This is a genomic window from Delftia sp. BGA-UO-ETr-SB1, assembly GCF_059567865.1.
In genome coordinates, this window is sequence record NZ_JCAQOW010000006.1 from 2,384,216 (window position 1) to 2,403,618 (window position 19,403).

The window sequence follows — 19,403 nt, forward strand, 5'->3', positions numbered from 1 at the left end:
CCTTCAGCTTACGCGTGCGCCATGCGCCCGGACGGTCCTACATTGCGGCCTGCCCCCTTGCGGGCATGACTGCATCAGCAACCAGGAGGACCATCCATGATGACTTTTCGCCATTCCCGCGCCTGGCTCGGCGCGGCCGGCATCGCCACCCTTGCCCTGGGCCTTGCGGCCTGCGGCGGGGGCTCTTCGGGCAGCACCAACCCCGGGCCGCGCATCTGGGGCTACATCCAGCTGCCTGACGGCAACAAGATGCGCTATTCGGTGGTCTTTCCCAAGGGGCCGGGGCCGTTTCCCGTGCTGATGGAGTACGACGGCTACGGATCGGGCTCGGTCACGGAACAGACCACCCAGGAGTGGACCAAGGAAGGCTATGCCGTGATGGGCCTGAACGTGCCCGGCACGGGCTGCTCCACCGGCGAGAACCAGTGGGCGGACGCCTCCGTGGGCGCGGCCGGGGCGCATGCGGTGGAGTGGGCGGCACGCCAGGCGTGGTCCACGGGCAAGGTGGGCATGGTGGGCTATTCGTACTCGGGCTACGACCAGCTGTGGGTGGCGGCCCAGCGTCCGCCCAGCCTCAAGGCGATCGCGCCGGGCAAGAACGTGGCCGATCCCTACCGCGACGTGGCCTATCCGGGCGGCATCCAGAACATCGGCTTTCCCGCCAACTGGTGGCGGCAGTTCCCCGCGATATGGCGCAAGGCCGCCGACGACGCCAGGGCGCTGGATGGCGATACCGGATGCGCCCAGGTCGTGGAAGACAACATCCGCAAGATCCAGCGCCCCGACCTGGACATGGCGCGCTGGCTGGACGAGGACCGCTTCTTCGGCGCCCGCTACGCGCTCAAGAGCGCCATGAACTCCACGCACCGCATCGACATCCCCACGCTGGGCACCCAGTCCTGGCAGGACGAGCAGGTGGGCACCCGCATGGGCTACTACGAGGACAGCATCGCCCCGGACAAGATGTGGCTGATCAGCTCCAACGGCGACCACCACACCGACAACGCCCCCTTTCTGCGCGAGACCATGAAGCGCTTTTACGCGCGCTTTCTCAAGGGCGAGAGCAACGGCTTCGAGCACACGCCGCGCGTGCTGCTGGCGCAGGAAATGCAGTGGATGAACGGTGGGGGCGACTATGGGCAGCTGCGCCCCTCGGCCGTGGCCAGCTTTGACCGGCTGCCCGTGCGCGTCACGCCCATGACGCTGTGGCTGCAGCCGGGCGGCGGGCTGGGCGATGCGCCCCCGCAGGCCGAGCGCCAGTCGGCCAGCTACCGCTACCCGCTGCCGGGCGCCGAGGCCAATCATCCCGATGCGGACACCGAGTCCGGCGCGGGCCAATGGACGGCCAGCCCCGCCGGGCAGGGCCTGCTGCGCTTCACCACGGCCCCGCTGCCGCGCGCGCTGAGCTTTTATGGCGAGGCCTCGCTGGACCTGTGGCTCAGCGCCACGGCCGGCGACACTGATGTGCAGGTCACCGTCTCGGAGGTGCGTCCCGACGGCCAGGAGATGTTCGTGCAGCGCGGCTGGCTGCGTGCTTCCATGCGTGCGCTGGACGGCCAGCGCTCCACCGCCTTGCGGCCCTGGGGCGATTTCACCGAGGCCGCCGTGCGCCCGCTGCGCCCCGGCGAGCCCACGCTGATGCGCGTGGAAATCCAGAAATTCGCCCATGTGTTCCGCGCGGGCTCCAGCCTGCGGGTGACCCTGGACACGCCTTCGCAGACCGGGTACTGGGCCTTCGACCATCTGTCCACGCCTTCGACCAACACCGTCTGGCTGGACCGCAGCCGGCCGTCGAAGATCGTGCTGGGCCACATCGCCTATGCCCATGAGCGGCAGCTGCCGGACTGCCGGCGCATGCTGCGCCAGCCCTGCAGGCCCAACGAGGAGGCCGTTCCTTCCGGCGTGGGCCCCCAGCCGCCGCTGTGATTCCATGCCCCGGTGTTGACTATGAATGAACGTTCGTTCATCATTCGGGCATGAAAAAGAAAGAAGACATCAGCGAGCGCCGGGCCGTCATCGTGGAGGCCGCCCTGCAGTGCTTCGTGGAGCGCGGCTTTCACTGCACCAGCATGCGCGACATCGCGCAGGCTGCCTCGGTGAGCCTGGGCAATCTGTACAACCACTTCGACAGCAAGCAGGCCTTGATTGCCGAGGTCGCCACGCAGGAGCAGACCGAGCTGCTGCCCTTGCTGCAGGCGCTGGAGCGGGCCGCAGCCCCTTCGCTGCCTGTGGTGGCGCAATTCCTGGCCGCCTACCAGGCGCTGTGCCGCCAGCGGGAATGGGCCGTGCTCAGCGCCGAATGCCTGTCCGAGATCGCGCGTTCGCCCGGGCTGGCGCCGGCCTTCGAGGCCAACCGCAGGCGCATGCTCGACGGCCTGGCAGGCTTCATGGAGCGCGGGGCGCAGCAGGGCCTCTTGCGGCCCGCCGTGCCCGTGCGCCTGGCCGCGCAACTGCTGCTGGATGCCGTGGAAAGCGATGCGCTGCGCTTTGCGCTGGCGGTGACGCCGCAAGAAGACGCGGGGGGGGATGAAGGGGTCGATGTGCTGCATCCCGCCTTGCTGGCCTGCCTTCTTGGAGGCGAGGCACGGGGGGACGCGACATGAGGCACGCCACCGGCAGAGGCGCCCGCCTGGCGGGGCTGGACCTGGCGCGCTACCTGGCGCTGGCAGGCATGGTGTTCGTCAACTTCAAGCAGGCCATGCATCCCGCGCTGCAGGAGCCGGGCTGGCTGCTGTCGTTCTTCCATTTTCTGGAGGGCAAGGCCTCGGCCACATTCGTGGTGCTGGCAGGCCTGGGCCTGGTGCTGGCCACGCGCTCGCTGGAGCCGGCCACGGCGCGCCTCTGGACACTGCGCCGCGCGCTGTTCCTGCTGGTGGCCGGTGGCATGAACCTGCTGATCTTTCCGGCCGACATCATTCACTACTACGCGGTGTATTTCGTGCTGGCCATCGCCTGGCTGCAGGCCGGTGCACGGGCGCTGCTGGCCGGCATGGCGGCCGTGGCCGTGCTGTCCGTCTGGGCCTTGCTGCAGCTGGACTACAGCCAGGGCTGGGACTGGGCGAGCCTTTCCTACCAGGGCCTGTGGGAGCCGGCCGGCTTTGCGCGCAACCTGCTGTTCAATGGCTTCCATCCGGTGCTGCCCTGGTTTGCGTTCTTCCTCTGCGGCATGCTGCTGGCACGCCTGCCGCTGGCCGAGCCGCGCGTGCAATGGGGTCTGGTGGCTTGCGGTGTTGCGATGGTGGGCTTGGCCTGCGCCGTCTCGGCACTTGCGGCACAGAGTGAATGGGCTGCCTGGCTGGCCACCGGCCCCATGCCGCCCGGCCCAGCCTACCTGCTGATGGGCCTGGGCTGCGCCAGCATTGCCATCGGCGCCTGCCTGCGGCTGGCCGACCGCTGGCCCGCCGGACCGTGGCGCGGCCTGCTGCCGGCCGGGCGCATGACGCTGACCCTGTACCTGGCACACATCCTCATCGGCATGGGCCTGCTGGAGGCCATGGGCGCGCTGGACGGCTCACGCAGCCTGCGCGAAGTGGCCGTGGCCGCCGCGCTGTACGTGATCATCGCCAGCCTGGCCGCCTGGGCCTGGAGCAGGAAGGTGGCGCAGGGGCCCGTGGAGTGGGTGATGCGGCGGCTGACGGCCGTGGGCTGATGCGGCCCGCAGCAGGATTGTCCCGGTCCTGCACCCTTGGCGACCCTGCTGTAAGATAGCCCTCCGCTCCGGGGTGCACGCCAGTGCTGAGATCCACACCCGAGAACTTGAACCGGGTCATTCCGGCGGAAGAAGAGCTTGCACCCCTGCGTGGCCGCCCATGCGCCACGGGCGGGGAGCCTTCGGAGCATCACGTCCCAGCTCTCGAAGGAATTCCATGGACAAGGCCCGGCCCCAGGCGGCTTCTCTGGTCGCAGACCTGCTTGCATTCATCGCCATGGACGGCTGCACCGACGAGCAGTTCGACGCACTGGCCCTGCGGCTGTTCGCCTACCAATACGAATCGAATGCGCCGTTTCGCAGCTTCTGCCAGCGGCGCGGCGCCACGCTGCGCAATGTGAAGAGCTGGAGCGACATTCCCGCCGTGCCCATCGATGCGTTCAAGGCCATGGAGCTGCGCAGCGAGCCGGCCTCGCCCGCGGAGCGCGTGTTCATGACCAGCGGCACCACGGGCCAGGCCAAGGGACTGTCTTCGCGCGGGCGCCACTTCCATCCCGCGCTCGATGTCTACGATGCGTCGATGACGCGCAACTTCGCGCAGCGCTTCATGGCCGGGCACGAGCGCCTGCCCATGGGCATCCTCTTTCCCGACGAGCAGGCCATGCCCAACTCTTCGCTGGCCCACTACCTGGCGCTGGCCAAGACGGAATTCGGCACTCCCGACAGCCGCTACTTCCTCACCCCCGACGGCCTGGACATGCCCGGCCTGTGCGCCGTGCTGGAGGAGTCCGAGCGCAGCGGCCGCCCCTATGCGCTGCTGGGCGCCAGCTTCAGCCTGGTGCATGTGATGGATGCGCTGCGCGAGCAGGGCCGCAGCTTTTGCCTGCCGTCGGGCAGCCGCATTCTGGACACGGGCGGCTACAAGGGCCAGTCGCGCGAGCTGCCGCTGGAGGATTTCTACGCCGACCTGTCTCGGTTGCTGGGCGTGCCCCGCAACCATTGCATCAACATGTACGGCATGACCGAGTTGAGCACGCAGTTCTATGACGACGGCAATGCCACGCTGCCCTCGGTCAAGTCGGGGCCGCACTGGATACGCTCGCGCCTGGTCGAGCCCGTCACCGGCCGCAGCGTGGCGCCCGGCGAGCGCGGCATTCTCGTGCACTGCGACCTGGCCAACTACAACGCGGTCACCACCATCCTCACCGAGGACGTGGGCCTGTGGGCCGGCCATGGCGAGAACAGCGGTTTCCTGTTGCTGGGGCGTGCCGAGGGCGCAGCGGCCAAGGGCTGCTCGCTGGCGGTCGATGAATTCGTGAAGGCCGCTGCTGCATGAACATCGAGCGGATCACGGCCGGCTACCTGCCCGAACTGCCTGGTTTGCGCGAGGACGAGGTGCAGTGGCATGTGCTGCCCTTCGAACGCGGTGGCGTGCGGCTGGAAGTCTCCGTGCCCCTGCTGACCGGCCCGCAGATGCATGCGCTGGCAGCCCATGTGCGCCGTGCCGCCGACCGCCACCTCAGGGCCATGCCCGTGGCCGAGATCATCGACGCCATCGACCGTGCCATCGCCCGCCTGCTGGACCGCAGCGATCCCTATCGGCGCCAGGCCGAGACCTGGCTGCCCGTGGTCAGCGGCTATGACGCCGACATGGTGCGCCTGGGGCTGACGGGCTTCTTCAAGACCTTTCGCGCCGCGCAGCTGCGGCGCTTCGTGGCCGAGGACTTTGCCAACCCGGCCGTGCTGGACGGCTTCCAGCCCGCGCCCAAGGGCGGCGCGGTGCGTGCCTTCGGCCCCGACCTGCTGATGCACAGCTGGGCCGGCAATGTGCCTGCGCTGTCCCTGTGGAGCCTGGTCTGCGGCCTGCTGGTCAAGGCGCCCGCCATTGGCAAGCTGGCCAGCGCCGAGCCGCTGTTCGCGGGCTGGTTCGCACGGCTGCTGGCCGAGGTGCACCCGCCGCTGGCCGATTGCCTGGCCGTGGTGTGGTGGAGCGGTGCTGGGGGGGTGGATGGGGCGGATGGCGCGAATGGAGATGCCGCCGCCGCGCTCCACGCCGAGGCCGACACCGTGCTCGCCTACGGCGGCAACCAGACGCTGCAGGCACTGCGCCAGCGCCTGCCCGTGACCACGCGCTTTCTGCCGCATGGCCACAAGCTGGGCTTCGGCATGGTGGGCGCTGCCGCGCTGGACACGCTCAAGGCGCCCGCCGTGGCGCGGCTGGCGGCCTGGGACGTGATGCGCTACGACCAGCAGGGCTGCTACTCGCCCCATGTCTTCTATGTGGAGCGCGGCGCCCCCGTCTCTGCGCGTGCCTTTGCCGACTATCTGGCGGCCGAGCTGGCCAACCTGCAGCGGCGCTTTGCGCGCCGGCCGTTGGAGCTGGAGGAGGGCGCCGCCGTGGCCCGCTGGCAGCAGTCCGTGGAATGGTCGGGCGACGCGCAGCAACTGCTGGGCCCCGTTGACGCGCCCTGGAGCGTGGCGTATAGCGACAGCCTGCAGCCGCTGGCGCCCACGGCCCTGTACCGCACGATTGCCGTGGTGGGCGTGGACCGCCTGGATGACGCCGTGCCCGTGGTGGCCGCGCAGCGCGAATACCTGCAGACGGCCGGCATTGCCGCCTCGCCCGAGCAGCTGTACCGCCTGGCCGGCCTGCTGGGCGCGGCCGGCGTCACGCGCATCAGCGCCATCGGCTCCATGAGCATGCCCGAGGCCGGCTGGCACCATGACGGCCGCTTCAACCTGCTGGACCTGGTGCGCATGACCGAGATCGAGCAATCTGCCGAGGCGGCGGCGCAGCCGTTCGCCCCGTATGCGGATTGACATCCATGCACACCGGCACGACGGGCATGACGGGCATCACAGACGGGGCTGACGGCATGGCGTTTCTCGATATCGAACAGGTGGTGTTCACCTACCCGGGCCGCCCGCCGGTGGTGGACGGCGTGGACTGGCGCGTGCAGGCCGGTGAGATCCACTGCCTGCTGGGCCGCAGCGGCTGCGGCAAGACCACTTTGCTCAAGCTGGCGGCGGGGCTGCTCAGGCCGCAGTCGGGCCGCATTCTGCTGCGTGGCGCCGAGCTGGCCGAGCCCGGCCCGCAACTGGGCTTCATGTTCCAGGCGCCCACGCTGCTGGAGTGGCATACGGCGCTGGGCAATGTGCTGCTGCCCGTGTCGCTGCAAAGGCGCCCCGCGCCGCAGGACGAGCAGCGCGCCCTGGCGCTGCTGGAGCAGCTGGGCCTGGTCAGCCACGCGCAGCGCCATCCGCGCCATCTCTCGGGCGGGCAGCAAAGCCGCGTGGCGCTGGCACGGGCGCTGGTGCTGGACCCGCCGCTGCTGCTGCTGGACGAGCCCTTTGCCGCGCTGGACGCCATCACGCGCGCCGAGCTGCAGGACGACCTGCTGCGCACCTGCCGCGAACGCGGCACCACGGTGCTCTTCGTCACCCACGACATCAACGAGGCCGTCTACCTGGGCGACCGCATCGCCCTCATGCACGGCGGGCGCATCGTGGCCGACATGGCGGTCGATCTTCCCGCGCCGCGCACCCAGGCCATGCGCCACGGGCCGGTGTTCAACGAGCACTGCGCCCGCGTGCGCGTAGCCATGGACAGGACGGCGGCATGACGGTGTCCTTGTTCCATGCCCGCCTGCTGGCCGCCGCGCTGGCGCTGGTCCTGCTGGGCCTGTGGGAGCTGCTGGTGCGGCAATGGGGCCTGTCCGCCCTGGTGCTGCCGGCGCCCTCGGCCATTGCGGCATCGCTGTGGACAGGGCTGGCCACGGGCTATTTCTGGCCGCACATCCGGGCGACGCTCCAAGCCCTGCTGCTGGGGCTGGCGGCCGGCAGCGCGATCGGCCTGCTTGCGGGCATGGCCCTGGCTGAATCCGAGCTGCTCGAGCGTGTGCTCAAGCCCTATGTGGTGGTCAGCCAGGTCGTGCCCAAGCTGGCGCTGGCGCCGCTGTTCGTGCTGTGGTTCGGCTTCGGCATGCTGCCCACGGTGCTGATCACGGCGCTGATCTGCTTTTTCCCGCTGATGGAAAACACCTTGACTGGCCTGCGCCAGGTCGATGCCCAGCGCCTGCAGCTGTTTCGCATGCTGGGCGCCACGCGGCTGCAGACGCTGCTGCGCCTGAAGCTGCCCACGGGTCTGCCCGCCATTCTTGCGGGCCTGCGCGTGGCCGTGGTGCTGGCCCTGGTCGGCGCCGTGGTGGCCGAATTCATGGGCGCCAGCCGGGGCCTGGGCGCCGTGGTCATTGCCGCCCAGGGAATGATGGACACCACCCTCATGTTTGCGGCCCTGGTGCTGATCGCCGCCATGGGCCTGCTGCTGTACCAGGCCTGCCTGGTGCTGGAGCGCCGGCTGCTGCGCTCGCGCGCCGCCTGACCACCCTGAACACTTCCGAAACCTTTTCCCAAGCGCCATGCACATACCGCAATCTCCCTTCCTCACCCGCCGCAGCCTGCTGGGCGCCACCGCTGGCCTGGCAGGCTTGGCTCTGGCCGGCACCTCGGCAGCCGCCGCGCCCGCCCAGGGCAAGATCCGCCTGGCCGGCTGGAGCAAGCCCATCAGCGAGATCACCAACATCCTGGCCGAGCCCGACAAAGGCTTCTTCAAGGCCCAGGGCGTGGAGCTGGCCTACCTGCCCGGCGCAGGCGGCGGCGACGCCATCCGCAACATGCTCAGCGGCCAGGCCGATGTGGCCTTCACCGATCCCGGCTCCTTCTTCATGGCGCTGGACAAGGGCGAGAAGCTGGTCGCCATCTACGACATCTATCCGCAGAACGTGTTCAACGTGGTCTCGCTCAAGTCGGCCGGCATCCGCAAGCCGGCGGACCTCAAGGGCAAGAAGATCGGCGTCTACAGCCTGTCCAGCGGCACGCGCCAGAACCTGCTGGTGATGCTGCACCAGGCCGGCCTCAAGGAGTCGGACGTGACCATCGTCGTCACCGGCCTGCTCAACTTCGCGCCGCTGATGCAGGGCCAGGTCGATGCCACGGCCGCCACCGACACCGGCCTGGCCGTGGGCCTGCGCAAAGGCATTGGCGAGGTCGATGTGATGCAGGTGCGCGACCACCTCAACATCTCCAGCGACATGTTCGTGGTGCGCGAGGACACGCTGCGCGACAAGAAGGACCTGCTGCGCGCCTTCCTCAAGGGCTACCGCGACAGCGCCGCCTGGATGATGGCCAACCCCGAGGAAGCCGCCACGCTGGCCGGCAAGCACGCCATCGACGGCACGCAGCGCGATATCAACCTGGATGTGATCCGCCTGCGCAATGCGTCTTCGCAGCCGCTGCAGGCCGGCAAGCCGCTGGGCAGCTTCGACCTAGCCGCCCTGCAAAAGGGCGCCGACGCCTACCGCGCGCTGGGCATGGTGCAAAGGCAGATCAAGGTGTCCGACGTGGTGGACACCAGCCTGCTGCCCGGGGCCTGAGATGGCACAGCCGTCTTCCCTGGGCCTGCGCGGCAAGGTGGTGCTGGTCACCGGCGCTGGCCGCGGCATAGGCGCGGCCATTGCCATCGCCTTTGCGCGCGAGGGTGCCCTCGTGGCGGTCAACCACCTGTCCAACGATGCTGCCGCCGCGCAGACCGTGGCGGCCTGCCAGGCTGCGGGCAAGCAGGCCGGAGGCGATGCCTGGGCCATCAAGGCCGATGTGGGCTCGCAGCCTGCGGTGCAGGCCATGACAGAGGCCATTGCGCGCGAGGCGGGCGCCATCGACATCGTGGTCAACAACGCCTTCAAACCCTACGCCTTCGACCCCGAGCGCCGCCGCCTCTTCGACGACCTGCAATGGAGCGACTACCAGGCCCAATACGACGGTGCCGTGGGCGCGGCCTTCAACGTCTGCCGCGCCGTGCTGCCGCAGATGCGCCAGCGTGCGCGGGGCAGCATCGTCAACATTGCCAGCAACCTGGTGGAGCACCCCGTCGTGCCCTACCACGACTACACCACGGCCAAGGCCTCGCTGGTGGCCTTCAGCCGCAACCTGGCCAGCGAGCTGGGGCCCGTGGGCATACGTGTCAACTGCGTCGCGCCGGGGCTGGTCTATCCCACGCAGGGCACCCAGGACACGCGCGAGTCCTTCCGAGAATCGCTGATGGCCGCCACGCCGCTGCGCCGCCTGGCAAGCCCCGAAGATGTGGCGGGGCCGGTGCTGTTCCTGGCCTCGGAACTGAGCGGCTTCATGACGGGACAGGTACTGTTCGTCGATGGCGGCCTGGTGATGCGCTGAGCCTGTTCTAGAACTGCTCCCACTCATCGGTCTCGGCCATTCCGGCCGCCGTGGCGCGGCGGGGGGGCGCCGCTTTGGCGGGCAGCGCCACAGGCGCGCTGGAGGCCGCAGCCGTTGCCGCGCGCAAGGGCTTGGCGGGGCGGGGCACGGCAGGGGCCAGCGCAGGAGACGGCCTGGCGGTCTGTGCGCGCGCCAGCCCGGCCGCTGCAACCGGCGCGGACACGGCCTGTGCCCGGGCCTCCCTTTCATCCAGGCGGAACACGCTGACCAGCTGCACCAGCTGCGCCGCCTGCTTGTTCAGGCTGTCGGCGGCAGCGGCAGACTCTTCCACCAGGGAGGCGTTTTGCTGCGTCACCTGGTCGAGCTGCTGCACGGCGTCGCTGACCTGGGTCACGCCCTGGGACTGCTCCTGCGTGGCGGCACCGATGTCGGAGATCAGTTCGGCCACGCGGTGCGTCTGGGTGACGATGTCGTTCATGGTGTTGCCGGCCTCGGCCACCTGGCGGGAGCCGGCAGCGACCTTGCCCACGCTCTCGCTGATCAGGCCCTTGATCTCCTTGGCCGCGTTGGCGCAGCGCTGGGCCAGGGAACGCACCTCCGAGGCGACCACCGCAAAGCCCTTGCCCTGTTCCCCGGCACGCGCGGCCTCCACGGCGGCGTTGAGCGCGAGGATGTTGGTCTGGAACGCAATGGCGTCGATCACGCCGATGATTTCCTCGATCTTGCGCGAGCTGTGCGTGATGTCCTCCATGGTGCTGACCACGCCATGCACCACCTCGCCGCCGTGCACGGCCGTGGCGCTGGCCGACTGGGCCAGGCCCGAGGCACTGCGCACCGTGTCCACGTTCTGCTGAATGGTGGCGGTCATCTGCTCCATGGAGGCTGCCGTCTCCTCCAGGTTGGCGGCCTGCTCTTCCGTGCGAGCGCTCAGGTCCGCGTTGCCCGAGGCGATCTGGCTGGCGCCCGTGGCAATCGATTCGCTGCTGTGGCGCACCTGGCTGACGATGTCTGCCAGGCTCGCGCGCATGGAGTTCAGCGCAGCCAGCAGGCTGGTGGTGTCACCGGGCCGCAGCGCCACGGCCACCGCCAGGTTGCCCCTGGCGACTTCCTGCGTGATCTGCGCCGCGTAGGCGGGCTCCCCGCCCAGCAGGCCCGTGATGCGCCGCGTGATGGCCCAGCCCACCAGCGCGCCTATGGCCAGTGCGGCCAGCGCCAGGGACAGCATCAGCCGCCCGGCAGCCAGGGATTTGTCCTCGGAGGCCTGCGCCGTTTCCGTGGCGCGCACCTGCTGGTGGGCAAGGATGTCATTGATGGAGTTGAAGAACGCGTCCTGGCGTTTGCGGAACTCCCCGCTTTCGCCGAGCATGGCCGAGACGGCCTGCAGGTCGTGGCGCGTGGCCGCCTCCATGAATTGGTCGAGCAGCGGCAGATAGGCAATGCGCGCGTTCTTCATGTTGTCGTACAGCGCAACGCCCTGCGGGGTGCTCAGGCCTTCGCGGAATTTCTCCATCAACTGGCTGATCTTCTGGCGCTGTGCATCCAGTGCGGCCTTGGCCAGCTTCTTTTCCCCGGCGTCCTCCATCAGCGCCATGCTGCGCACGCCGCGAAAGATGAACTCCACCGAGCCCTTGATCTCCACCAGCCGGAGCAGGCTGGTGATCCGCTTGTCGGCCAGGTAGGCCACATCATCGGAGGCCTGTACCAGCTGGGCGCGGCCATACAGCGCAATCGACAGCGCGATGGCAATCAGAATCGAAAATCCCAGACCCAACATGGAGCCCGTCTTCATGTTTTTCAGGTATTTCATGCGTATTCCTTTCAGTATTCAATATGGCTGCGTGCCACACAATCGGGCCGCATCGCATAAAAATCCGGATCACGCCAATCGATGATGGCGCACCCAGACAGACGGCGGTATTCCATAATGTCCGGAGAAATCTCTGGAAAATGATGAGAGCGAGGAATAACCAAGCTGCGAGGAAATCTGTCCTATGCTCTGGTCGGTGGTCAGCAGCGATTCGGCCGCAAGATGGATACGGCTTTGCCTTATATATTCACCGATACTGCACGACCGGCTATTGCGAAAGGAAACCTCCAAAGTGCGCCGGCTGACGCGGCAATGGTCGGCAATTGTCTGGATCGGTAGTTTCTTGTCCAGGTTTTCTTGTATGTATTGGAGGGCGCGCTTGACATAGGCGGGTTCCAGATCGTGCAGCCGTGCCTCGTCCATGGCCGTGAATCTGGATTTCTCCAGATAGGGGCTGATGGCCATGCTCTTGAGCCGCATGATGTTCAGCGCCTTCAGCGTGGACAGGGCGCCTGCAAAATCGCCCTGCGTTTCCTGTATGTGGTACTCGTAGACCAGGGCATTGCGGCACAGGCCTTCGAGCTGGTAGGTCTGGGCCGTGGACTTTGCCAGCATCACCGCCTGCAGGGCCTGGGCATATTGGCGCTTGCTGCAGTGCACCAGTGCGCTGCTCAGCCAGGCCCAGCCGGCAATCGGCGGGTTCTTGATCTGGTGGCGGACGCCGATGCGTTCAATGGCACGGATCACGCCAGCGGCTTCGCGGCGGCCCGCATCCAGCCCTTTGACCGAGAGCTGCAGCAAATCGCTGTAGGGCCAGGCCAGGCCCGTTGGCAGCTGGCGGCCGACCCGCTCCAGCAGCGCCTGCAGGTCGGCGCTGTCGGGTGCCGCGGCACCGAGCTGGACCAGGCCTGAATCCGGGGGCGGCCCGCACCACAGATTCTGGTGATTCTTGTAGAGATAGATCTTCCACAGAATCTGCGCTCTGGCCCAATTGATCAGGGCGGACAGCCAGGGCGTGATGCCCGGCGCCATCAATGCGAAATCATGGTCCTTGCCTTCGATCAATTGCAAGGCGGTATCGAGCTCGCCCAGCCGGCTGTGCGCCAGCGCCCTCACATAGGTGGCGCAGGCCATGGATTCCGGCTGCAGCAGTGCGGGATTGGCCATTGCGGCAGTGGCCAGTGCAATCGCATTGCGCTCTTCGCCCAGCTGGCAATGGATGAAGGCGGCTGCAATACGGCATGAGACCACGCGGTCGGGCATGCGGTGCAGCTCGAAAATGGCCTGCGCTTCCTGCACATATCTGAGCACCAGCAGGGGATATATGGAAGGCTCTGGCCATTTGCAGGCCTGTAGCAATTCCTCGGCCCGGCTGATTTTGTTATATCCAGTATCGGCTTGCTGGTGATGGGCGGATATTATTCTCCATAATCTGGATGCGCTCTCATCTTGGTGGCCGTGGATGTGGTGCGTCAAAAGATTGAATGAGTAAGAATTCTTATATGAAAAAATCAATGGCCAGGCAGGTGCGATGCATTTTCCCGATGAATGCATCGGCGAGGTGCTTCACAACACCCTCCTGGGGAAACACTGATTGACTGGAAGAATCTTACAGGCCAGATAAACAATTGTTTACATTTGGATTTTATTTTTCTTGCCGGATCACGCAGGCACTTGTCTTTTTGCGAAACTTTCTCTCTTGCAAATCTCCTAATTCGCTGATTGGACAGACTTTTTCTGATTGGAAAAATCCATTCAAATAGGCGAATATTCCCTGGATTTCATGGGGTTGTTACAACGGCCAGACTCCAGCCGGGCCGCCCTGTCGGCATGGCAGGCGCTGGCCGCGCCTGCCCCGGCAATCAGAAGGCGTGCGATATGCCAAGCACCACCGAGCTGGGCCGGCTGCCTGCCTGGACCACCGGCCCCGCATTGCTGGCGGTGTTGATGGTGAAGGCGGCACCCGCCTCGTTGTGGATGCGGCCCACGCCCGCATAGAGCTTGGTGCGCTTGGACAGCGAGTGGTCGTAGCGCACGCTCAGCGCACGCGCATCGCTCTGGGCGCGAGCCTGTCCGTGGTAGGCACCATAGGACAGCAGCCATTGGCCCGCCATGCCCATGGGCACGGTCACGCTGGCCTCGTAGAAACGGCCCTGGCCGCTGGTGGCGGCAGGAAGGTCGTCGCGCCGCGTGGACAGCAGCAGCGCGGCGCGCGCCACGCCGAAGTCATAGGCTGCGCCCAGCAGCGCATAGCGGTCGGTATTCACGGCCGTGGTACGCCGTTGCATCCACGATGCACCCAGTGCCCAGGGCCCGGCCGCATAGTCCACGGAGCCGCCGTACAGGCTGGCCACGCTGGAGCCCGCCGCCTCGCCGAACGAATACATGCCGCGCACCGTGAAGCCGCCCATGTTCGGCGACTGGTAGCGCAGCGAATTGCTGGCGCGCAGCACCGTGCCGTCGCGGAAATAGTTGGCCGCGTTGCCCCAGATCAGGCCGGTGAGCGCATAACTGGCCAGCGAGGTGTGCAGCGTGGTGTAGTGGCGCCCGGCCGTGAGCTGGCCCCAGCCGCCGCCCAGGCCCACGAAGACCTGGCGACCAAAGGCGAGGCCGCCCTGGCCGCTGGCACCCGTGTCGCCGTTGAAGCCGGCCTCCACCACATAGAGCGCGCGCTGGCCGCCGCCCAGGTCCTCCGTGCCGCGCAGGCCCCAGCGCGACCCGGCGATCACGCCGCTTTCCAGCCGCTGCAGGCCGCCATTGCCCGTGCGCGCCGACTCCACCGCCATGTCCACGACGCCGTACAGCGTCACGCTGCTGCTGGGGATCGCGGGCGGGGCCGATGTCTGCGCTTGTGTCTGCGCCTGAGTCTGTGTCTGCGCATGCACCTGGCTTGCCAGGGCCAGGGCTGCGGCGCCCACGGCCCAGCCTCCTCGTTGCAAGGTATTCATGATGTCTCCTCTATGGGGTATGGAAAAAATGGGGCGCTGGCCGTTGCCTGCTGCCAGGTGCTGCCAGGTGCTGTCCCGTGCCGCCTCGGCTGGCGTTGTCCGCTCAGTCGAGCCGGATGTTCTTCTTGGCGATCAGCGCGCCGTAGGTGCGGTTGTCCTGCGCCATGCGTGCGGACAGGGCGGCGGGGCCGACATCGTCCACGCGCCAGCCCTGGGCCAGCAGCTTGTCGCGCACTTCGGGTGAATGCAGGATGCGCTCCAGCGCCTGCGACAGCCGGGCACGGTGGGCTGCGGGCATGGAGGCCGGCGCCATCACGGCATTCCACACCTCGATGTCCACCGCGCCCGCACCGATCTCGCGCATGGACGGCACGCCGGGCGCCAGCGGGCTGCGTTCGCTGGAGGTCACGGCCAGCGCCGCCAGCTTGCCCGACTGCACCAGCGGCATCACGGTGGAGGCCGGCAGCAGCGCCATCTGTACCTGGTCGCCCAGCAGGGCGTTCACCACGGCCGGGCCGCCGTTGTAGGGCACATGGGCCAGTCGCAGGCCCATGGATTCCTTGATCAGCTCGGCCCCCAGGTGCGTGCCCGAGCCCTTGCCGACCGAGCCGAAGTTGAACTGCCCGTTCTCGGAACGCAGGGACTGCAGGTAGGCCGCCGTATCGGTGGCGGCGGCGCGCGGCGCCACCCAGACCAGCGGCGCCGATCCGATCATGGCGATGGGCGCAAAGTCCCGCCCCGGGTCGTAGGGCAGCCGGGCGTAAAGGTATTTGGAACTGGTCAGCGGGCCATTGCCGATCACGCCCAGCGTATGGCCGTCGCTGGCCTTGGCCACGGCATCGGCGCCGATGTTGCCGCTGGCGCCGCCCTTGTTCTCCACCACCACGGGCTGGCCCAGGGCGCGGCCCAATGGCTCGGCCAGCAGGCGCGCCTGCACGTCGGGCGAGGAGCCGCTGGCATAGCCCACGATCAAGCGCAGCGGGCGCGTGGGCCACGCATCCTTGTCGCCTGAGGCATGGGCGGGGAAGACCGGTGAGAGCGCGGCAGCGCACCACAGCAGGGCGGCACGGCGCGTTGACGGCTGCAGCAGTGGCTGCCTGCTTGTCTGGGGCTTGTTCATGTTCTTGTCTCCTGGAATGTTCATCTGCAATCTGGCTTCAGCGCGAAAAATACCGGTCCATGGGTCCCAGGCGCGGCGGCAATCGGGAGTGCGGGCGCTGTGACACATCCGCAGGCAGGTCCCCCGCGCACCACCTGGCTTTGCAGCACAAAGGATTCGGCCTGCGCGCCCGGCAGGCTCCAGGGCGCAAGCCGCTCCAGCAGCCACTGCGCACCCTGGCGCGCGCCCTCGGCCGTGCAATGCTCGGCCAGCAGCACCACCGTGGTCTGGCCGGCCACGGCCTGGGCAATGCGTTCGCCGCCCACGGGGTAGGCCAGGTCCAGCGCGGGCGGCACGGCGCCCGCGCTGGCGCGCACCAGCAGGGCGCTGTCCTCGGCCTCGGCCAGCGCCTGCGTGGCTGCGGCGGACCAGCCGGGCAGGTCGGCGGTGGTGGCGCGCACCGCCACCAGGTGCGCGGCGGTGGAGGCGCCTGCCGTTGCCACCAGCGCGCAGGGCCGGCGCACAAAGGCGCTCAACCGGGGCCGCATGCGGGCGGACCAGGGCGTGGGATGGGCGACCACATCGGCATACTGCGCCGTCTGCAGCGCATCCAGCCCCTGCAATCCATAGACCGTGAAGTAGCTGCTGCCTGCGGCAGATGGCGCACCGCCTGCATCCGAGCCGCCTGCATCCGAACCGCGTACATAGCGGCGCCCCCACAGAAATCCCGGCAGGCCCACGCGCTCGGGCACATGTTCCATGGCGTGCCAGGCCTCGTATTCCTCACGCGCATCGCTGCGGTCCAGTCCGTTCCACAGCGCAAGAAAGGCGTTGCTGCCACTCATGCCTGGTGCTCCGGCTGCACCAGCACCTTGCTGGCATGGCGCGCGCGCGCCAGCGCAAAGCCTTCCTCGGCACGCGACAGCGGCACGCGGTGCGTGATCATCTGGCGCAGCAGGGGCTGGTGCTCCTGCATGAAGCGCACGACCTCGGGCCAGGCGCTCTCGGGCGCGCGGTAGGAGCCGCGCAGTTCCTGATGGTTGCGCACCAGCGCCGTCAGGTCGATGGGCACGGGCGCTGCATGGATTCCCGTGATCACCAGCACGCCATGCACCTTGAGCGCGCGCAGCGCCGGCGCAATCACGGCGGCCGCGCCCGTGGCCTCGATCACGGCATCGAACCGGCCCCGGGCCAGATAGGGGGCAAGGGCCGCATCCATATCGCTGCCCTCGAAGTCCAGCACATCGTCAAAGCCCATGGCGCGCAACACCGCCAGGCGCGGCGCATCGCCATGCCCGGCCACCACCACCTGGGCGGCGCCTGCGGCCCGCGCAAACAGCGCAATGCCCTGGCCGATGTTGCCCGGCCCCAGCACCAGCACGCGGTGGCCGGGGCGCACGCCGGCCGTGCGCACGGCCTCATGGCTCACGGTCAGCGGCTCGGCCAGCGCGGCCACGTCGCCCTGCACACCAGGCGGGACCGGCACGCAGTTGCGCAGCGGCACGGCGGCCCAGGGTGCAAAGCCGCCATTGCGCAGCACGCCAATGCCGCGCCGCGTGGTGCAGCCATCGAAGTTGCCGCTGGTGCAGGCCGCGCAGCGGCCGCAGGTGACCGAGGGCCGCACGGCCACCATCTGGCCCACGGTCAGGCCCGGGGCCAGGTTCCCGGCACCTTCGCCCAGCGCGGCAATCTCGCCGCTGAACTCGTGGCCGATCGTCACGGGCAGGGCTGGGGTCAGGAAGTGGTAGCTGCGGGTCCATTCGGCAATGTGCAGATCGGTGCCGCACACACCGGCCGAATGCACGCGCAGCAGCACTTCGCCAGGGCCGGGCGCGGGCATGTCCGCTTGGGTCAGTGTCAGGCCGTGGCTCGGCTCGGTCTTGCGCAGTGCTTGCATGGCGTGGGGGCCGCTGGCCCGTTGGAAATTGGCGATGGCGGCAGTGTCTCCATACGCCAGAGGTATGTCCAAGACTGAATTAGTATCTGAAGCATACGAAGCAAGTATGTTTTCAAAGGGTGAACACCTATGGAATTGCGCCACCTGCGCTATTTCGTCGCCGTGGCCGAGCAGGGCAACGTCAGCCGCGCCGCTCGCAAGCTTTTCATTGCCCAGCCGCCGCTGTCGGCCCAGCTCAAGCAGCTGGAGGAAGAGGTGGGCGCAGCCCTGTTCACACGGCTGCCGCGCGGCGTGCGGCTCACGCCTGCGGGAGAGTCCCTGCTGGAGGACGCGCGCGCCATTCTTGCGCGCGCCCAGCAGGCCCCGCTTCGCGCCCGCGAACGCCAGCAAAGCCGCCAGGGCGTGGTTCGCCTGGGCCTGGTTCCGTCGGCCATGCACTCGGTGCTGCCCGGCCTGCTGCGCCGCATTGCCGACGCCGGCTGGAACCTGCGCGTGGAAGCCCGCGAGATGATCACCTCGCAGCAACTGCGCGCCCTGCGCGCCGGAGAGCTGGACCTGGGCTTCGGGCGCCCCGGCAAGGGCGAGCCACTGGCCGAGGAAGTGGCCGGCATGGACGATCCCTACTGCCTGGCCATGGCGCCGTCCCACCCGCTGGCGGCTGGCGAAGGCGCGCTACCGCTGCAGTCGGCTGCGCATGAGCCCTTCGTGGGCTTTGCGCGCTACGAGGACGCCGACTACTTCGACCGCACCGTGGCCCTGTGCCTGGACGCGGGCTTCACCCCTTCCATACGCCACGAGGCTGGCCAGTTCGTCAACGTGCTCGCCCTGGTGGCCTGCGGCCTGGGCGTGGCCATCGTCCCCTCGTCCTTTGCCTCGCTGTACCGGGGCAAGCTGGTGTTCAGGCCGCTGCAGGAATCGCGCTACCAGAGCCGGCTGGCGGTGCTGGCCGTGGCCGGGTCGGCTGACGGCGAAAGCGATGCAGGACGCGTGGCGCAGGCTGCCGCGCTGGAGTTGAAGCAGTTCGGGCGGAGATTGGCGCGGCTGCGATAGCAGGGTGCAGATGTCTTGATGGGCATGCTGTGCGCAGTCTGATGCTTTCACTGAGGAGACAGGGCGGGGCGGTAAAAAGCGGCACGGTGGCTCTGTTCGACCTTGCTGCAATAAAGATAGCTGTCGAGCCCGTTCGGCAAACCCCAGCGAGTCCATTGCACTGGATAGACAATCAATGAGCCACCGGATTTTTGATGAATTTGGTCACTTCGCCCGAGCTGCCCAAGCCAATGGCCTGAAGATTGTTCTGGTGGAATTGCATAACTCGATGGTATGCTTGCATACAAAGCGTTACGAAAGACGCGCTTTGTGCTTCCAATACAAGATTTTCGTAAACCCATGGATTGAGCCCTTGAGGCGATTTCCATGGGTTTGCGCGTTTCAGACTTATGTACATCGCCACAGGCATGCCAGGGATGGGGGCTTGCCGATCTTGGCGGATGGCCTGATGTGAACGTCCTTTTGACGTGTATGCGCCTCCAGTGAGAGGGATGGCGCTGCATGCGCGTAAATGGGTCCGGTCATGCGCATGGGCTGTTGGGATTTATCGAGGGTTTCGATGGATGGATTCTTGAGCCAAGGGCTCAAGTGGTGCGCTGCTGTGCAAGAAGCTTTGGCAGCGCACATCAAAGAAATTTAACGACAGTCAGGTTTTTTGATTAGTAAGCTAGCCAAAAAAAGGCGCCGGGGAGGAGAGGATGGGAAATATCAAGAGAGGCATT

17 protein-coding genes are annotated in these 19,403 nt (G+C 67.6%); 10 read left to right on the forward strand and 7 right to left on the reverse strand.

The genetic code is table 11. The features are described from left to right. Window positions 1–96 precede the first annotated feature (96 nt). The 9 genes from AC57B5_RS29445 to AC57B5_RS29485 all read left to right on the forward strand — a co-directional run bounded on the left by AC57B5_RS29445 (window position 97) and on the right by AC57B5_RS29485 (window position 9,880). Window positions 97–1,926 (forward strand): CocE/NonD family hydrolase, encoded by a 1,830-nt coding sequence (locus tag AC57B5_RS29445; protein WP_496400833.1) that lies wholly within the window; start codon window positions 97–99, stop codon window positions 1,924–1,926. Window positions 1,927–1,976: 50 nt separating this feature from the next. Beyond that, window positions 1,977–2,603: a TetR/AcrR family transcriptional regulator gene (locus tag AC57B5_RS29450; protein ID WP_496400834.1), complete on the forward strand. Its 627-nt coding sequence runs from the start codon at window positions 1,977–1,979 to the stop codon at window positions 2,601–2,603. Then, window positions 2,600–3,649, forward strand: a complete 1,050-nt coding sequence (locus tag AC57B5_RS29455; protein WP_496400835.1) for a DUF418 domain-containing protein — start codon at window positions 2,600–2,602, stop codon at window positions 3,647–3,649. The genes AC57B5_RS29450 and AC57B5_RS29455 overlap by 4 nt, the downstream gene beginning before the upstream one ends. A 217-nt stretch (window positions 3,650–3,866) precedes the next feature. Continuing rightward, window positions 3,867–4,985 carry a LuxE/PaaK family acyltransferase gene (locus AC57B5_RS29460; protein WP_496400836.1) on the forward strand — a complete coding sequence of 373 codons (1,119 nt, stop codon included), beginning with the start codon at window positions 3,867–3,869 and terminating at the stop codon, window positions 4,983–4,985. Beyond that, the gene (locus AC57B5_RS29465; protein WP_496400837.1) at window positions 4,982–6,469 is read left to right on the forward strand and encodes an acyl-CoA reductase; all 1,488 of its coding nucleotides are present in this window, start codon (window positions 4,982–4,984) and stop codon (window positions 6,467–6,469) included. Before AC57B5_RS29460 ends, AC57B5_RS29465 begins: the two co-directional genes overlap by 4 nt. Before the next feature lie 26 nt (window positions 6,470–6,495). Next, the gene (locus AC57B5_RS29470; protein ID WP_496400884.1) at window positions 6,496–7,272 is read left to right on the forward strand and encodes an ABC transporter ATP-binding protein; all 777 of its coding nucleotides are present in this window, start codon (window positions 6,496–6,498) and stop codon (window positions 7,270–7,272) included. Further along, window positions 7,269–8,030 (forward strand): ABC transporter permease, encoded by a 762-nt coding sequence (locus AC57B5_RS29475; protein WP_012206326.1) that lies wholly within the window; start codon window positions 7,269–7,271, stop codon window positions 8,028–8,030. The genes AC57B5_RS29470 and AC57B5_RS29475 overlap by 4 nt, the downstream gene beginning before the upstream one ends. A gap of 37 nt (window positions 8,031–8,067) precedes the next feature. Then, entirely contained in the window at window positions 8,068–9,081 is a 1,014-nt protein-coding gene (locus AC57B5_RS29480; RefSeq protein WP_496400838.1) for an ABC transporter substrate-binding protein, read from the forward strand. A gap of 1 nt (window position 9,082) precedes the next feature. After that, on the forward strand, window positions 9,083–9,880 hold the full coding sequence (locus AC57B5_RS29485; protein WP_496400839.1) for an SDR family oxidoreductase: 798 nt from the start codon (window positions 9,083–9,085) through the stop codon (window positions 9,878–9,880). A 7-nt stretch (window positions 9,881–9,887) separates the two neighbouring features. Here the strand turns inward: AC57B5_RS29485 and AC57B5_RS29490 are convergent, their stop codons facing one another. The 6 genes from AC57B5_RS29490 to AC57B5_RS29515 all read right to left on the reverse strand — a co-directional run bounded on the left by AC57B5_RS29490 (window position 9,888) and on the right by AC57B5_RS29515 (window position 17,631). Next, a complete protein-coding gene (locus tag AC57B5_RS29490; RefSeq protein ID WP_496400840.1) occupies window positions 9,888–11,687 on the reverse strand; it encodes a methyl-accepting chemotaxis protein in 1,800 nt (599 codons plus the stop codon). A gap of 69 nt (window positions 11,688–11,756) precedes the next feature. Continuing rightward, window positions 11,757–13,241 (reverse strand): helix-turn-helix domain-containing protein, encoded by a 1,485-nt coding sequence (locus AC57B5_RS29495; RefSeq protein WP_249320488.1) that lies wholly within the window; start codon window positions 13,239–13,241, stop codon window positions 11,757–11,759. 308 nt (window positions 13,242–13,549) lie between these two features. Next, on the reverse strand, window positions 13,550–14,635 hold the full coding sequence (locus AC57B5_RS29500; protein WP_496400841.1) for a porin: 1,086 nt from the start codon (window positions 14,633–14,635) through the stop codon (window positions 13,550–13,552). 103 nt (window positions 14,636–14,738) lie between these two features. Further along, complete coding sequence (locus AC57B5_RS29505) at window positions 14,739–15,755, reverse strand: Bug family tripartite tricarboxylate transporter substrate binding protein (protein WP_496400842.1); 1,017 nt, start codon at window positions 15,753–15,755, stop codon at window positions 14,739–14,741. A gap of 20 nt (window positions 15,756–15,775) precedes the next feature. After that, window positions 15,776–16,579 carry a hypothetical protein gene (locus AC57B5_RS29510; RefSeq protein WP_496400843.1) on the reverse strand — a complete coding sequence of 268 codons (804 nt, stop codon included), beginning with the start codon at window positions 16,577–16,579 and terminating at the stop codon, window positions 15,776–15,778. Next, the gene (locus AC57B5_RS29515) at window positions 16,576–17,631 is read right to left on the reverse strand and encodes a zinc-dependent alcohol dehydrogenase (RefSeq protein ID WP_123695119.1); all 1,056 of its coding nucleotides are present in this window, start codon (window positions 17,629–17,631) and stop codon (window positions 16,576–16,578) included. The genes AC57B5_RS29510 and AC57B5_RS29515 overlap by 4 nt, the downstream gene beginning before the upstream one ends. A 129-nt stretch (window positions 17,632–17,760) precedes the next feature. Here AC57B5_RS29515 and AC57B5_RS29520 point away from each other — a divergent pair, with 129 nt between their 5' ends. Next, entirely contained in the window at window positions 17,761–18,681 is a 921-nt protein-coding gene (locus tag AC57B5_RS29520) for a LysR substrate-binding domain-containing protein (RefSeq protein ID WP_192366534.1), read from the forward strand. Between the two features lie 47 nt (window positions 18,682–18,728). Here the strand turns inward: AC57B5_RS29520 and AC57B5_RS29525 are convergent, their stop codons facing one another. Further along, window positions 18,729–19,049: a hypothetical protein gene (locus AC57B5_RS29525; protein WP_496400844.1), complete on the reverse strand. Its 321-nt coding sequence runs from the start codon at window positions 19,047–19,049 to the stop codon at window positions 18,729–18,731. Between the last annotated feature and the right edge of the window lie 354 nt (window positions 19,050–19,403).

Coding starts and splice junctions, on each gene's coding strand:
- AC57B5_RS29445 (WP_496400833.1), top strand. CDS start 97: ATGATGACTTTTCGCCATTCCCGCGCCTGGCTCGGCGCGGCCGGCATC.
- AC57B5_RS29450 (WP_496400834.1), top strand. CDS start 1,977: ATGAAAAAGAAAGAAGACATCAGCGAGCGCCGGGCCGTCATCGTGGAG.
- AC57B5_RS29455 (WP_496400835.1), top strand. CDS start 2,600: ATGAGGCACGCCACCGGCAGAGGCGCCCGCCTGGCGGGGCTGGACCTG.
- AC57B5_RS29460 (WP_496400836.1), top strand. CDS start 3,867: ATGGACAAGGCCCGGCCCCAGGCGGCTTCTCTGGTCGCAGACCTGCTT.
- AC57B5_RS29465 (WP_496400837.1), top strand. CDS start 4,982: ATGAACATCGAGCGGATCACGGCCGGCTACCTGCCCGAACTGCCTGGT.
- AC57B5_RS29470 (WP_496400884.1), top strand. CDS start 6,496: ATGACGGGCATCACAGACGGGGCTGACGGCATGGCGTTTCTCGATATC.
- AC57B5_RS29475 (WP_012206326.1), top strand. CDS start 7,269: ATGACGGTGTCCTTGTTCCATGCCCGCCTGCTGGCCGCCGCGCTGGCG.
- AC57B5_RS29480 (WP_496400838.1), top strand. CDS start 8,068: ATGCACATACCGCAATCTCCCTTCCTCACCCGCCGCAGCCTGCTGGGC.
- AC57B5_RS29485 (WP_496400839.1), top strand. CDS start 9,083: ATGGCACAGCCGTCTTCCCTGGGCCTGCGCGGCAAGGTGGTGCTGGTC.
- AC57B5_RS29490 (WP_496400840.1), bottom strand. CDS start 11,687: ATGAAATACCTGAAAAACATGAAGACGGGCTCCATGTTGGGTCTGGGA.
- AC57B5_RS29495 (WP_249320488.1), bottom strand. CDS start 13,241: ATGCATTCATCGGGAAAATGCATCGCACCTGCCTGGCCATTGATTTTT.
- AC57B5_RS29500 (WP_496400841.1), bottom strand. CDS start 14,635: ATGAATACCTTGCAACGAGGAGGCTGGGCCGTGGGCGCCGCAGCCCTG.
- AC57B5_RS29505 (WP_496400842.1), bottom strand. CDS start 15,755: ATGAACAAGCCCCAGACAAGCAGGCAGCCACTGCTGCAGCCGTCAACG.
- AC57B5_RS29510 (WP_496400843.1), bottom strand. CDS start 16,579: ATGAGTGGCAGCAACGCCTTTCTTGCGCTGTGGAACGGACTGGACCGC.
- AC57B5_RS29515 (WP_123695119.1), bottom strand. CDS start 17,631: ATGCAAGCACTGCGCAAGACCGAGCCGAGCCACGGCCTGACACTGACC.
- AC57B5_RS29520 (WP_192366534.1), top strand. CDS start 17,761: ATGGAATTGCGCCACCTGCGCTATTTCGTCGCCGTGGCCGAGCAGGGC.
- AC57B5_RS29525 (WP_496400844.1), bottom strand. CDS start 19,049: ATGGAAATCGCCTCAAGGGCTCAATCCATGGGTTTACGAAAATCTTGT.